This window comes from Rothia uropygioeca (assembly GCF_004136585.1).
Lineage (GTDB): Bacteria > Actinomycetota > Actinomycetes > Actinomycetales > Micrococcaceae > Rothia.
This window is the reverse complement of sequence record NZ_NOIR01000003.1, coordinates 308,400-321,915: the sequence shown is the minus strand read 5'-3', so window position 1 is coordinate 321,915 and position 13,516 is coordinate 308,400. Positions and strand designations below refer to the sequence as shown.

General features: G+C 61.1%; 12 protein-coding genes. 7 read left to right on the top strand and 5 right to left on the bottom strand.

From position 1 onward, the window contains the following. Positions 1-116 precede the first annotated feature (116 nt). From eat to EWR20_RS09500, 5 genes are read left to right on the top strand one after another with little or no spacing between them, the layout of a single operon-like run. The gene (gene eat / locus EWR20_RS09520) at positions 117-1,538 is read left to right on the top strand and encodes an ethanolamine permease (RefSeq protein WP_129360420.1); all 1,422 of its coding nucleotides are present in this window, start codon (positions 117-119) and stop codon (positions 1,536-1,538) included. A gap of 47 nt (positions 1,539-1,585) precedes the next feature. Next, complete coding sequence (locus tag EWR20_RS09515; RefSeq protein ID WP_202864801.1) at positions 1,586-2,959, top strand: glutamine synthetase family protein; 1,374 nt, start codon at positions 1,586-1,588, stop codon at positions 2,957-2,959. Continuing rightward, entirely contained in the window at positions 2,946-3,716 is a 771-nt protein-coding gene (locus EWR20_RS09510) for a gamma-glutamyl-gamma-aminobutyrate hydrolase family protein (protein ID WP_129360419.1), read from the top strand. Before EWR20_RS09515 ends, EWR20_RS09510 begins: the two co-directional genes overlap by 14 nt. Beyond that, positions 3,713-5,071 carry an aldehyde dehydrogenase family protein gene (locus EWR20_RS09505; RefSeq protein ID WP_129360418.1) on the top strand — a complete coding sequence of 453 codons (1,359 nt, stop codon included), beginning with the start codon at positions 3,713-3,715 and terminating at the stop codon, positions 5,069-5,071. Before EWR20_RS09510 ends, EWR20_RS09505 begins: the two co-directional genes overlap by 4 nt. A 29-nt stretch (positions 5,072-5,100) precedes the next feature. After that, the gene (locus EWR20_RS09500) at positions 5,101-5,880 is read left to right on the top strand and encodes a 3-oxoacyl-ACP reductase (protein ID WP_129360417.1); all 780 of its coding nucleotides are present in this window, start codon (positions 5,101-5,103) and stop codon (positions 5,878-5,880) included. Between the two features lie 81 nt (positions 5,881-5,961). Here EWR20_RS09500 and EWR20_RS09495 read toward each other — a convergent pair whose 3' ends face one another. The 4 genes from EWR20_RS09495 to EWR20_RS09480 all read right to left on the bottom strand — a co-directional run bounded on the left by EWR20_RS09495 (position 5,962) and on the right by EWR20_RS09480 (position 9,719). Continuing rightward, positions 5,962-7,191 (bottom strand): M20 family metallopeptidase, encoded by a 1,230-nt coding sequence (locus EWR20_RS09495; RefSeq protein ID WP_129360416.1) that lies wholly within the window; start codon positions 7,189-7,191, stop codon positions 5,962-5,964. A 70-nt stretch (positions 7,192-7,261) separates the two neighbouring features. After that, positions 7,262-7,795, bottom strand: coding sequence for an O-acetyl-ADP-ribose deacetylase (locus tag EWR20_RS09490; protein ID WP_129360415.1), 534 nt, complete (start codon positions 7,793-7,795; stop codon positions 7,262-7,264). Between the two features lie 85 nt (positions 7,796-7,880). Further along, positions 7,881-8,897, bottom strand: a complete 1,017-nt coding sequence (locus EWR20_RS09485; protein ID WP_165001008.1) for a lipid II:glycine glycyltransferase FemX — start codon at positions 8,895-8,897, stop codon at positions 7,881-7,883. A gap of 165 nt (positions 8,898-9,062) precedes the next feature. Then, complete coding sequence (locus tag EWR20_RS09480; RefSeq protein ID WP_193553887.1) at positions 9,063-9,719, bottom strand: GntR family transcriptional regulator; 657 nt, start codon at positions 9,717-9,719, stop codon at positions 9,063-9,065. Between the two features lie 129 nt (positions 9,720-9,848). On the opposite strand from EWR20_RS09480, the gene EWR20_RS09475 reads away from it, so the two are divergent. Continuing rightward, a complete protein-coding gene (locus EWR20_RS09475) occupies positions 9,849-11,276 on the top strand; it encodes a purine-cytosine permease family protein (RefSeq protein ID WP_129360413.1) in 1,428 nt (475 codons plus the stop codon). After that, positions 11,273-11,929, top strand: a complete 657-nt coding sequence (locus EWR20_RS09470; protein WP_129360412.1) for a flavin reductase family protein — start codon at positions 11,273-11,275, stop codon at positions 11,927-11,929. The genes EWR20_RS09475 and EWR20_RS09470 overlap by 4 nt, the downstream gene beginning before the upstream one ends. A gap of 15 nt (positions 11,930-11,944) precedes the next feature. Here the strand turns inward: EWR20_RS09470 and EWR20_RS09465 are convergent, their stop codons facing one another. Further along, positions 11,945-13,417: an amidohydrolase gene (locus tag EWR20_RS09465; protein WP_129360411.1), complete on the bottom strand. Its 1,473-nt coding sequence runs from the start codon at positions 13,415-13,417 to the stop codon at positions 11,945-11,947. Positions 13,418-13,516: the final 99 nt, after the last annotated feature.

The window sequence follows — 13,516 nt, the reverse complement described above, 5'->3', positions numbered from 1 at the left end:
TTTGTCAGCGATGGGTGTCACTTTTATGCGCCCCCTTGACAGATTTATGTGACTTACCTCATGATAGTGAGCCACGTTAAAGGTTGTGAATAATACCTTTGATTGGAAGGGGCTCCATGACCGATCACGAACGGCACCAGTCCGATTACCTCAGGAAGAGACAACTCAACAGGGGCGCGGCGGGATGGATTCTGCTTGCCGGCCTGGGCGTCGCCTACGTCGTTTCCGGGGACTTCTCCGGGTGGAATCTGGGCCTCGCCCAAGGTGGGTGGGGAGGCCTGCTCATCGCATTCGTTCTGATGGGCCTTATGTACACCTGCATGGTCCTGGGTCTTGCCGAGCTCTCCTCGACCTTGCCGACAGCCGGGGCCGGATACGGATTCGCGCGGCGGGCCCTGGGCCCGCTCGGAGGGTTCGCAACTGGCATGGCCATCCTGATCGAATACGCCGTCGCACCCGCCGCGATTGCGACCTTCATCGGCGGATATATTGAGTCGCTCGGCCTCTTCGGAATCACGAATTCCTGGCCCCTGTACCTCGTGTTCTATCTCGTCTTCATCGGAATCCACTGCGTAGGAGTCGGCGAGGCTCTCAAGGTCATGTTCGTCATCACCGCGATTGCCGTAGCGGCCCTGATCGCCTTCGTCTGCGGTATGCTCCCCCACTTCGATCCCTCGAATCTGGTGGACTTCGAGCCTGTCTCGGCGGCGGGCTCCAACTCATTCCTTCCGTTCGGGTTCGCCGGAGTCCTCGCAGCCCTCGTGTACGGAATCTGGTTCTTCTTGGCCGTCGAGGGGGTGCCGCTCGCAGCGGAGGAAACGGCCAATCCTCAACGCGATATGCCGAGGGGAATCGTAACGGCCATCCTGATTCTGCTCTGCTCAGGGCTGGCCGTCCTGGTCTTGGCGCCGGGAGGCGCAGGTGCGGTTGCCATGAGCACGTCGGAAAGTCCATTGCCGGATGCTCTGCGTGCCGTGTATGGGCGGGACAGCTGGTTGGCCCAGGCCGTCAATTACGCCGGGTTGGCAGGTCTGGTCGCGAGCTTCTTCTCCATCATCTTCGCGTACTCGCGGCAGCTCTTCGCTTTGTCCCGAGCCGGGTACCTGCCTCGCTGGTTGTCCCTCACGACCGGACGAAACACCCCGGCTCTGGCCCTCGTGGTCCCCGGGACCATCGGATTCATTCTTGCCGCCACCGTCCGAGACGGCGGCCTGCTGATCAACATCGCCGTATTCGGCGCCACTGTTTCCTATGTACTGCTCAATCTCTCCCACATCATCCTGCGCGTACGGGAACCAGATTTGAAGCGCGGTTATTACACCCCGGGTGGGATCGTGACGACCTCGATCTCCTTGGTTCTGGCTGTCATCGCCGTGATCGCCACTTTCGTGGTCGACGTCACCGCCGCGTCGTACACACTCGGGGTCTTTGTACTTTCACTGGCCTACTTCTGGTTCTACAGCCGTCACAGAGTGGTCACCAGTGCACCGGAAGAAGAATTCGCTTCGATAGCCGAAGCCGAATCACGCCTCAAATGAACGCCTAGGAGCCCAACCCAGTATCGGCTCCGGAGAAAGGATCACTCATGCCGGATTCAGGGAAATTGCCTGGAATGCTCGACCTCGATGAACTCGAGGCGCTGGTGGGCAAGGGGGAAATCGACACTGTCGTCGTCGGCATCACCGACGCTATGGGCAGACTTCAAGGGAAGAGATGCGGCGCCCAATTCTTCCTTGACGACGTCGCCCACCACGGGGTCGAAGGGTGCAACTACCTCCTGGCGGTGGACGTGGACAACAACACCGTGGACGGATACTCGTGCTCGTCGTGGGAAAACGGCTACGGCGATCTGGTCATGAAGCCGGACTTCGCGACACTGCGGAGGCTGCCCTGGCTGCCGGGTTCGGCGCTGGTTCTGTGCGATATCCACTCGACGGACGGACGTCCGATCCCGATGTCGCCGAGGCAATTGCTGAAGCAGCAGATCGACCGGCTGGAATCCTTGGGGTATCGGGCAAATGCGGCGACGGAACTCGAGTTCATCCTGTTCGAGACAGACTACGAGCACGCCCATACGCGCCACTACGCGGATCTCGAACCGTCCACGCAACACAATGTGGACTATTCCCTATTGGCCACGTCGCGCCTCGAACCGGTGATCCGGGATATCCGGGTCGGCATGGAACACGCCGGGATGACCGTCGAAGCCTCCAAGGGAGAATGCAACTTCGGCCAGCAGGAAATCACTTTCCGATACCGGGACGCCCTCACAGCCTGCGACAATCACAGCATTTACAAGGCTGGGGCCAAGGAGATCGCTGCACAGCACGGTAGATCGATCACGTTCATGGCCAAGTACAACGAGCGCGAAGGCAATTCCTGTCACGTTCACTTCAGCCTCACTGACTTGGATGGGAACCCGGTCTCGACCGGAGACAGCGAATACGGGTTCAGCCCAGTGTTCGAACACATGATTGCCGGGCAGATCGCTTGCTTATCGGATTTCTCCCTCTTCTTCGCCCCCAACATCAATTCCTACAAGCGCTTCCGAGAAGGCAGTTTTGCGCCGACCGCGATCGCGTGGGGCAAGGACAACCGCAGTTGCGCCCTCCGAGTCGTGGGCGAGAACTGTTCACTGCGGGTCGAGAACCGGGTCGGCGGGGGCGACGTCAACCCATACCTGATCGTTGCCGCGATCATCGCAGCGACCTGCCACGGGATCGAAAAGGCTCTCCCGATTCCGCCGATCACCACCGGCAGCGCCTATGTGACCGAGGCCGACAGAGTTCCCGGTTCTCTCGCTCAGGCCAGGGACTCGTTCACCAAGAGCACGATTGCCCGCGAGCTGTTCGGTGACCAGGTCGTCGATCACTACACCCACGCTGCCGACATAGAACTGGAAGCGTTCGGACGAGCCGTGACCGATTGGGAAAGGGAGAGAGGCTTTGAACGACTCTGACAACATACCCGTCATTGGGGTCACCACGTACTATCAGGACGCTCAGTGGGGAGACTGGAGCGGTGAGGCCGCCATTCTCCCGGGCAATTATCTGAACGCTCTGGTCGATGCCGGAAGCAGCCCAGTTCTTCTTCCGCCGAGAGGGACACACCCCGAATTTCTCAGGCTTCTGGACGGTCTGATGATCATTGGAGGACCCGACGTCGATCCGAACAGTTACAGCGAGGAGCCTCACCCTGCCACTGTCTCGGATCCTGACCGTGACGCTCACGAATTCGCGTTGCTCGGGGCGGCCGAAGCGGCCGATATTCCCCTCCTGTGCATTTGCCGCGGAGCCCAGATCCTGAACATCGCGCACGGAGGAACCCTGCATCAGCACTTGCCGGAAGTGCTTCCGGACGGTGGACGGTACCGCGCGGCACCCGCAGTCTTCACAGACACGGAAATCACGGTGGATCCCGGCACCCTCGCATACGGGATCCTGGGAGGTTCGTGCGTCGTCTCCTCGTATCACCACCAGGGCATCAATGCCGTCGGTCGGGACCTGAAGGTCACGGCGCGCTCGGCCGACGGACTGCCCCAGGTCCTGGAGAGCACCGGGGATGCCTGGCTCGTGGCCACCCAGTACCACCCGGAAGAAAAGCGTTTGGACGATGCCCGCCTCTTCTCCGCTTTCGTCAACGCCTGCCGCGAGCACGGTTCCGCACGAAAGGCATCAGATTCACCCAGACCATGGCAGAAGGAGGACCCGCGATGACGGTTCACGAAATCATCAATCCCGCGAATGAGATGAGGATCCAGGATGTTGAGCTCTTCGACCGGACGCGGACGGATGAGGCGATCGACCGGGCTGCCGTCGCTTTCGAGACCTGGAAGCATGTCGCCCCCGCGGAGAGGGCCAATATCATGCGCCGGTTCGCGCGATCTTTGGATGCCGCGCAAGAGGACCTGGCGCAAATGGAGGTCGCGAATGCGGGCCACGTCATCGGCAACGCCCGGTGGGAAGCCGGAAACGTGCGCGATGTCGTCCAGTACTACTCGGCCGCACCTGAGCGTCTCCTCGGAGATCAGATCCCCGTCGAGGGCGGAATCAACGTCACGTTCCACGAGCCGCTCGGCGTCGTGGGAGTAATCGTTCCGTGGAACTTTCCGATGCCCATCGCGGGATGGGCCATCGGTCCGGCCCTGGCCGCGGGCAACACCGTGGTTCTCAAACCGGCCGAGCTCACGCCGCTGACCGCCCTGCGCATAGGACGAATAGCTCAGGACTCCGGCATCCCGGATGGGGTGCTCCAGGTTCTCCCTGGCAAGGGATCCGTGGTGGGAGAACGCTTCGTGACGCATCCGGCCGTCCGCAAAATCGTCTTCACAGGCTCCACCGCAGTCGGTCAACGAATCATGGCCGGCTGCGCCCCGCGGTCCAAGCGGGTCACCTTGGAGATGGGCGGCAAGAACTCGAATATCGTCTTCGCCGACGCGGACGTCCGAGCAGCCGCACTCGCCGCACCCGGCGGTGCATTCGACAATGCGGGTCAAGATTGCTGCGCACGATCGAGGATCCTGGTGCAGGATTCGGTGTTCGACGAGTTCCTGGAACATCTGGAGTCTGCGGTCAAGAATTTCGTCGTGGGCGACCCTCTGGACGAGAGCTCGGATATGGGCCCTCTGATCTCGGCGGGACATCGTGATTCGGTCCTGGAATACGTTGATCAAGGAAACGTCGCTTTTAGGGGTTCGGCGCCCGCGGGCCCCGGCTTCTGGGTTCCGCCGACCGTTTTGATCGCCGATTCCGAAACCGAGAAATGTTTCACGGAGGAAATCTTCGGGCCGGTCGTCTCGGTCTTCAGGTTCCAGGACGAGGCCGAGGCTCTCCGCATCGCCAACAACACGGAATACGGGCTCTCCGGTTCCGTCTGGACCCGGGATCTCGGTCGGGCGCTGCGTGTGAGCCGAGGGGTCCAGTCAGGCAACCTCTCGGTCAATTCCCACAGTTCCGTGCGGTACTCCACGCCATTCGGAGGCTTCAAGCAGTCCGGGTTCGGCCGAGAACTCGGGCCCCACGCGGTCGAGGCCTTCACCGAGGTCAAGAACGTCTATTTTTCCAACAACTAACCACTTCACCCCGATTACAGGAGGAAACCATGACTGACGTCAAAGCACACCGGCTCGATGGAAAGAGCGCGGTCGTCACGGGCGGAGCTTCCGGCATCGGCCTCGCCACAGCCCGGCGCCTCGCGGCCGAAGGGGCGCGCGTGGTCATCGCTGACGTATCCGAGGAACAAGGACAGGCGGCGGCCAGCGAAGTCGACGGCCTCTTCGTGAAGACCGACGTGACGGACGCCGAGAGCGTCAGAGCCCTCTTCCAACGGACCAAGGATGAGTACGGTTCGGTGGATGTTGCGTTCAACAACGCCGGAATCTCACCCAGCGATGACGCATCGATCACCACAACCGGAATCGACGCGTGGAAACGGGTTCAGGACGTCAACCTCACAAGCGTTTTCCACTGCTGCAAGTACGCCCTGGAGCATATGCGGGCCCAACGCAGCGGGTCCATTATCAATACGGCCTCATTCGTTGCTGTGATGGGCGCAGCGACCTCCCAGATCTCATATTCCGCTTCCAAGGGCGGCGTTCTTGCCATGAGTCGCGAACTAGGCGTCGAATTCGCACGCGAGGGAATCAGAGTCAATGCCCTGTGCCCTGGTCCGGTCAACACACCATTGCTCAAAGAACTATTTGCCAAGGACCCCGAACAAGCACAGCGGCGCCTCGTCCACGTTCCAATGGGTCGCTTTGGGGAACCGGAAGAGATGGCCGCCGCGGTGGCATTTCTGGCTTCGGATGATTCCTCGTTCATCACCGCCAACACCTTCCTGGTCGACGGCGGACTCTCCGGAGCGTACGTCACCCCGGAGTAGACCCTGCACGGCCGGCGAGTTGGCAAAAACGCGTCTCTCGACCCGTAGTGGTGCGGATTTGCCAACTCGCAGCCTCGGTTTCTATGGGACCAAGTACTCCAGCGCCGCGAGCACCTGGGCTCGCGTTCCGGTCTCGATGGTCGGGTGAATCACCGGGTAGAAGAAAGGCGAATGGTTCGCCGGGATGTCTTCCTGCAATCTGCCGTTCTTCACCGCGTCAGCGTATTTCTTCTCATCCGCGCCTCCGAAGAACCAGTAACAATACGGCACCCCGAAAGCGTCCGGGAGTTCGCTGAAGTCCTCGGAAGCCGTCGCGGGGGATCCTGTCTGGAGAACGCCCTCGTCGAATCCGGATGTGAAGGCTCGGCTGAGACGGTCGGTCACGTCGGCGTCGTTCTCCGTGAGCGGGAACTGGTCGTAGTACTCGAATTCCGGGTCCTCGGGCGAGCCGGCGGCCTGGCACTCGCCGCGGACAATTCGCTCGATCGATGCGATCACGCGGTTGCGCACATCGTGGTCGTAGGTGCGAATATTCAAGCGCAATTCGGCTCGATCCGGAATCACGTTCGCTTGTTTGCCGGAGTTGAAGGCGCCCACAGTCACCACGGCGAACTCGCCCGGTTCGACCTCACGGGAAACGATCGACTGCAAGCGCAGCACGATGCTCGCGGCGAGTACGACAGGGTCTACCGACAGATGCGGCATCGAACCATGCGAACCGCGTCCGTGGACGGTGATGTGAATGGAGTCCGCCATGGAAAGCATGGGACCCGAGTGGGTATAGACGTGGCCGGCAGGCTTAGGCATCACGTGCTGCCCCAGGACGACCTCGGGGTGTGGGACCTTGTCCACAAGCCCGTCGTCGATCATGGCACTCGCGCCCTTGGCATTCTCCTCAGAAGGTTGGAACAATGCGACGTAGGTGCCCGACCATGCGTCTTTGTTCTGAACCAGGATCCGCACCGCGCCCAGAAGCGTGGCCATGTGCATATCGTGCCCGCAGGCGTGCATCACCCCATCGTTCTTCGAGGCGTAATCCAGACCGGTCCTTTCGCTCACGGGAAGTGCATCGATATCGGCACGCGCCATGATGATCGGCCCATCCCCGTTCTCGATCACCGCAACTACTCCGGTACCACCGATCACTTTCGGCTCAAGCCCCAAATCGCCCAGCTCTTTTTGCAACCGCTCCGACGTCCGGTGTTCTTTCAGACCCAATTCCGGATTGCGGTGGAGGTCCTTGTACAGCTCCTCTTGCCAGTTCAGCTGCTCGGCCAGCCCGGCGAAAATATCGCTGACGTTCTTTCCCATGGGTATCCCTCTCAATCCCTCTCAACTCGAGTACGCCCCGACCAGCATCAACCGGAGCGGGCGGTTGGGCTCACTCGGCCAAAGCCGCTCGGTACCCATCTTCCGCCTCTTGGCCGAACGGAACCAGAACGACGGTGCGAATGGTGTCTCCGACTTGGTCTTTCATCGCACGGATCGCCTCCACGGCGATGCGCGTCGCGTCATCCATCGGCCAGCCGTAGACGCCAGCGGAAATGGTGGGGAACGCGACGGACTCCGCACCGTTTTCCGCGGCGATCTGCAACGCGCTGCGGTAGCAGGATGCGAGAACCGGAGCCTTTTCCGCGTACTTCTCCTCCGTCTTGGCGTAGGTGGGTCCCACGGTGTGAATGACCCACTGCGCCGGCAAATCACCAGCGGTCGTGGCCACTGCCCGACCCGCAGGAAGCCCGTCAGGGAAGTCCGTCTCCCGGACTTTCTTGCACTCCTCTAGGATCGCAGGCCCGCCCGCACGGTGAATCGCCCCGTCCACGCCGCCACCTCCCATCAACGATGAATTGGCGGCGTTGACGATCGCGTCGGCCTCGACCTCGGTAATGTCTCCCGGACGTATCTCTATATCCATGTGCCCAGCCTAAAGCCGGGAACCGGAACACGGACCGATAGTTTTCGATGGGATCTCGGGACCCGGGCGAGCAGATGGCAATTGTCTAGTTGCGAGCGAGCATCATCTCTCGGGCATTTCGTGCCAGACCTCGGCCCGCACGGACGGTGCGGTACGCCGCATAGCGAGCCGTCGAGACGGCCAGATCCCATGTGCCCGCGAGTTCGACGTCGTCACCACCGAACGACCTCTTGAACCGCGTGAACCCTGCCCAGGGGTGCGTCGGCGAATCCGTAGGCGCAATACCGAACAGATCGGCGACGGAGCTACCGCGCTCGGCGGCGTCCAGAATGGCCTGGGCAATCAGCGGCTGATTCGGGCGCATCCTGCGATATTCGGGGCGCATTCCCGCGTGGGCGAAAATCCTCGTGCTCGGGGAATCATAGACAAACGCAGATGCGACGACTCGCCCTTCATGGAATGTCATATAGACCCTTCCCGCATCTGCGGGCATCAGGGAGCGGGCCACCGCCCGCAGATAGTCGGCGTCGTGCGCAACGAACCCTTTGCGCTCAGCACTTGCGTGGTTCAGTGCGATGAGTTCTTCCACAGCCTCCGGGTCCTGGCTCGACTCAATGCTCAAGCCCTTGTCCCGATGCCGACGCCACAGGTTCCGATTGGTTCCCGTCATGCCAGCCAGGATCCTTTCCGGATCCGTCGTGAGATCGATCCAACGGGTACGACGCGGCTGAATGTCCCTGGGCGCCTCATGGGCACCGAGTTCCAGAAGTTCGGAACGGACTCGGGGCGCGCTCATGGGCTGGGTACCGTCTGCGACGACGGGTTCGATCCTCAACCAACCAACGCCCTCGTGACTCGCGGCATCCCGAAGGACCTTGACCGCGGTCTCGAGGGCCTCGACGTCCTCGACGACCGGGCCATACGGGACATACCAAATACACCCCAGCACGTTGTTCTCCTCGATGACCAGCGCCGACCATCCTGGGCCGCCCAACCGATGAGTCTTGTGGCCCAGGGCAGTTTGGGTCCGTGCCCACAATCGCCCCTGAAGCACTGTTTGCGGACCAGCAATCCCTTTCGCCTGAGCGAGCGGTACTGACATGGGCGAGTCTGTATATTGAAGCGGTGACATCGGCGTCGTCCCTCTCCGGTTCTGGGTGATCAACATGGATCAGCACAGACGCCGGAAAACGCCGCCCTGCTGATTGTCTCTACCCTGTATTCGGAGCCGAGGAGGCGTTCGGATTCATCATCGTGCTGGTTATTTTCAGCCGGAGACTATTCGCTGTGCGAAGTGGACAAGGTATTCGTTCAGTTGCCGTGCCGCTTGCTCACCGCCAGAGAGATCCTGTACTGCGATGGCCGTGAGCATCTCGCGGTGCAACTTGGCCCCTGTGCGCACTTCGGAATCGTCGACGACGTGGGCGGTCCAGAAACGACGCGAAAGGTTCTGCAGTGGGACCATCGCATCCTGCAGATAATCGTTGTGACTTGCCTTGAGAATCAGACCATGTGTCTGCCGGACGGTTTCCGAGTAAGTGTCGAGCGTGAATTCCTCCGTTTTCAAGCGCTCGGCCAATTGCCCCATGTCATCACGTTCCTCGTTCGAAGAACGTTCACAGGCCAATTGAACCGCCAGAGGATCCAGAACCCGCCGCATCTCGAGGATACGCAACTCCGCTTCGACGCTGACCTGGGGCACCAGAATGCCGCGGCTTGGGTGGATCTCAACCATACGTTCACGCGCGAGTCGATGGACGGCCTCCCGTACCGGTGTGCGGCCCAGCCCGGTCCATTCCATGAAATCGGCCTCGGAAACGAACGTGAGCGGTTCGATTTCCCCATGGATGATCATGTGCTCAATGCTCGTGTAAGCCATGTCGGTGAGGGTGGTGCGGGACCGTGTCCGAGTGGGACAGTTCATGGTCATCCTCTCTGAGAGTCAGTACTGAAATTTTTGCATAACCCTGGCATATACAGCCAATATATCGGTAGAGTATCGCAAATAAGAGTGTCAGCAGTCACACTGACCAAAGGATTCAAGGAGATACTCATGGCCACTCCAACAGCGGGGCCCAAAACCATGGAGCTGCGATCCATTGACTGGATCCCTCCCAAGGAGCGGCACGGTTCCCCCGTCTCTCTCTTCTTCCTCTGGTTCGCGGCCAACAGCTCGATCACGGCTTTGGTCACCGGCGGCCTCTTCGTCCTGTTGGGAAATTCCGCCCTGTGGTCGATTCCCGCCATCATCATCGGCAACCTGATAGGTGGCTTCATTACGGCACTGCACTCCGCCCAGGGGCCGCAACTGGGCGTTCCGCAAATGATCCAAAGCCGCGCACAATTCGGTTATTACGGCGCTATCTTGCCGTTGGTCCTGGCTCTCATCATTTACATCGGTTTCTATGCAACGGGGTTGGTGCTCGGAGGGCAGGCTCTGGCAACGCTTCTTCACGTCAGCGTGAGATTCGGTGCGATCATCTTCGCCGTGTTCTCCACGGTCCTCGCCATCGCAGGGTACAAGTGGATCCACAAGTTCTCCCACGCCGCATCGGTTTTGAGCGGGATCGTGTTCATCCTTCTGCTGATCATCATTCTGGGCGGTCCCATGAGGAGCGACATCACCGCACATACGAACTTCGCGCTGGCACCGTTCATCCTCGGCATCTCGTTGTCCGCGTCGTGGCAACTGACTTTCGGTCCGTACATTGCCGATTACAGCCGGTATCTCCCGGAGTCGACGTCGCAGAAATCGACTATCGGGTGGACCTTTGCCGGGAGTTTCGTCGGAGCGACCCTGGCGATGACGGTCGGCGCCTTTGCTGCCCAGATCGGAGGCGATGCCTTCAGCGAGCACCAGGTCGGTTTTCTTTCGGGGCTCGCCGGATCATTCTTCTGGCTCGTACTGCTGGCCGTCGTCGTCGGCAAGCTCACCGGAAATACGCTGAGTTCTTACGGTGGCTTCATGTCTCTGGCAACCATCGTGACCGCGGTCGCCCGACACGAGGTCATCAAACCTCGCGCCCGCTCAATCTATGTACTGATCATTTCGCTCTTCGCGGTCGTGATTGCGTTACTGGCCTCGGATAACTTCGTCGCAGTCTTCACCGACTTCCTCATGTTCCTCCTGTACTTCATGACACCGTGGTCCGCCATCAACCTGGTCGACTACTACCTGGTCCGTCACAAGAAGTACGACGTCGACGCTCTGTTCCAACGCAATGGGCCCTATGGAACCATCAACAAGGGGGCATTCGTCGCGTACTTCGCGGCCGTTTTGGTCCAGGTCCCCTTCATGAACAGTTCCCTCTACGTCGGCCCGGTCGCGAATCTTTTCGGCGGTGCCGAAATAGCGTGGCTGATCGGCCTCGTCGTCGCAGGTGGCCTGTACCTTCTGATCGCCAGGATCAAAGGCGTAGGTCGTGAGCCCGTACCCTCAGAAGACGTCTCTTCTCCTCACTATGAAAGGTATGCACAGTGAAATACGATCCCAACGAGACGGAACGCCCGCTCGCCCATTCCCCCTTCAAAGCGCTCACGGTTCCCCGCCCGATCGGTTGGCTTTCGAGCATCAGCGAAAACGGCGTCGAGAACATTGCGCCCTACAGCCAGTGGCAGAACCTGACCTTCGATCCGCCGATGGTCATGTTCGCGGCCAACCAGTACCCGGACGGGCGGCGCAAGGACACCGTGATCAACGCGGAGAAAACCGGCTGGTTCGTATGGAACATGGCCACGTGGGATCTGAGGGACGCAGTCAACACGAGCGCGATGGCTCTGGACGCGCACGAGAACGAATTCGACCGTCTCGACGTCACCAAGGTCACGGCCGACCTTTCCTCAACGCCCATGGTTGCCGAGAGTCCATTCCACTACGAGTGCAAGTACCTGACGACCCACCGGCTGCCTGGTCGGTCCAATGTCGGGAGCATCGATGTGGTCTACGCGACGGTCGAACGGATCCACCTTGATGAGCAGTATCTGACCGACGACGGGCGGGTCGACATCACGGCCGCTCGCCCGATCGCGCGCATGGGGTACTTCGACTACACCGTGGTCACCGAGACCTTCGAAATGCGAGTGCCCGGTGCCGACGCGAATGCCCAGGCAGGGCTGGGCGGCGACCCGCGGTGATTCGACGGCGACCGGCTAGAAATCCCAATGGGTGGGCCGGCCGTCGACGAACGTCGCGGCAACGCGCATACCTGACAGGTTACGGGCGGCCTCTTCGGATGTCGCCCCGCCATACGGATCCGAATCGAGCAACAGGACATCGCCCCGGTCGCCCGAACGGAGGCGGTCGACACCATCGGTCGAGGCCGCGAGGGCTTCACGCGGCGAAAGTGCTTCCTGCTGATTCCACGGGGGTCGGCCGTCTCCGGACCGGTACACTGCTGCGGCCATGGCAAGCCAGGGGTCCAAAGCGGCGACGGGCGCATCCGAGCCCAACGCAAGACGGACCCCTCGGTCGAGCATCGCACGAAACGCAAAACTGCGATCGGCCCGATCGGCCCACAGCCGATCCATCACATCGCGGTCGTCGAGGAGGTGGGCTGGCTGGACGCTGGCAGTGATTCCCAGCCCCGACATCCGGTCGATATCCTCCCACCGCACTACCTGCGCGTGTTCGATCGAACCCCTGCTCCCCGTGATCTGAAAAGCATCCAATGCGTGGGACACCGCCGCATCGCCGAGTGCGTGAAGAGCTACGTCGAGTCCTCCGGATCGAGCAATACCGAGCAGCCTCACCAATTCCTGCGGATCCACATTCTGTACCCCTCGCGGATGAGTCATCTCGTCCGCTCCGAGGTACGGCTCGCAACAATGGGCCGTGCGGGTACCGAGGGAACCGTCCGAGATGATTTTGAGAGGCCCCATCCGAACCATTCCGCGCTCGTCGAGGACATCTCCGCTGGCCAGACCCCGCTCCAGGACGGTGTGGACGAGGTCCGGGTAGACACCGGTGCGCACGCGCAGTTTCGTATCCGCGTTCTGGGACCGGCGAACCCACACATCATGGTTCGCTGCGAATTCGAGGTCCACGATACCGACGACGCCTTTGGCCGCGGCTGCCTTCATCGCATCGCGCACCGCGGATTCGGGGTCCGGGGCCCAAGGCTCCAATCTTCCGAAGAGAGGAAACCAATCGTCCTCATCGAAGGGCGTGTCCCTCGGCGGTGCCCCCACAAGAGTCATAGCCGCCGAGTTGAGCCAGCCGTTGTGCATGTCTCCGCTCACCAGAGCTACGGGACGCGAACCGGTGACCGCGTCGAGCTCCGCCACGGTTGCCTGGCGGGACCATTCCGAGGCTCGGTACCCGAAACCGAAGAACACGCCGTGCCCACTGTCATGGGCCAAGGCGTCGCCCACCAAACGCGTGACAGCCTCCGGTGACTTCGTTCCCGCGAGATCGAGCCGGGAACGAGCCTGTGCCCACTGGTCAAAATGAACGTGTGCATCCCACAACCCCGGGACGAGCCAGCGGCCTTCGGCGTCGACGACTTCGTCGCCGATGTCAGGCGAGATCCGGGATGCCAGATCGATTCGCCCGTCGGTGATGCGGGCATCGAGGACCTCACGGGTGAAGGCCTCCCGCACATTGCGGAGGAGAAACGAACTCATGTCTCCCTTCTACCTCAGGCAAACGCTCACTCATGTGTACGTTTCCGAGAACGCGGGAATGTGACGCCCCCGCTGCCAGGTGACCCTCGGCCACGACTG

Bases quoted from the DNA above. Each gene is read 5' to 3' on its own strand.
- eat (WP_129360420.1), top strand. From the start codon at position 117: ATGACCGATCACGAACGGCACCAGTCCGATTACCTCAGGAAGAGACAA.
- EWR20_RS09515 (WP_202864801.1), top strand. From the start codon at position 1,586: ATGCCGGATTCAGGGAAATTGCCTGGAATGCTCGACCTCGATGAACTC.
- EWR20_RS09505 (WP_129360418.1), top strand. From the start codon at position 3,713: ATGACGGTTCACGAAATCATCAATCCCGCGAATGAGATGAGGATCCAG.
- EWR20_RS09500 (WP_129360417.1), top strand. From the start codon at position 5,101: ATGACTGACGTCAAAGCACACCGGCTCGATGGAAAGAGCGCGGTCGTC.
- EWR20_RS09495 (WP_129360416.1), bottom strand. From the start codon at position 7,191: ATGGGAAAGAACGTCAGCGATATTTTCGCCGGGCTGGCCGAGCAGCTG.
- EWR20_RS09490 (WP_129360415.1), bottom strand. From the start codon at position 7,795: ATGGATATAGAGATACGTCCGGGAGACATTACCGAGGTCGAGGCCGAC.
- EWR20_RS09485 (WP_165001008.1), bottom strand. From the start codon at position 8,897: ATGTCAGTACCGCTCGCTCAGGCGAAAGGGATTGCTGGTCCGCAAACA.
- EWR20_RS09480 (WP_193553887.1), bottom strand. From the start codon at position 9,719: ATGAACTGTCCCACTCGGACACGGTCCCGCACCACCCTCACCGACATG.
- EWR20_RS09475 (WP_129360413.1), top strand. From the start codon at position 9,849: ATGGCCACTCCAACAGCGGGGCCCAAAACCATGGAGCTGCGATCCATT.
- EWR20_RS09465 (WP_129360411.1), bottom strand. From the start codon at position 13,417: ATGAGTTCGTTTCTCCTCCGCAATGTGCGGGAGGCCTTCACCCGTGAG.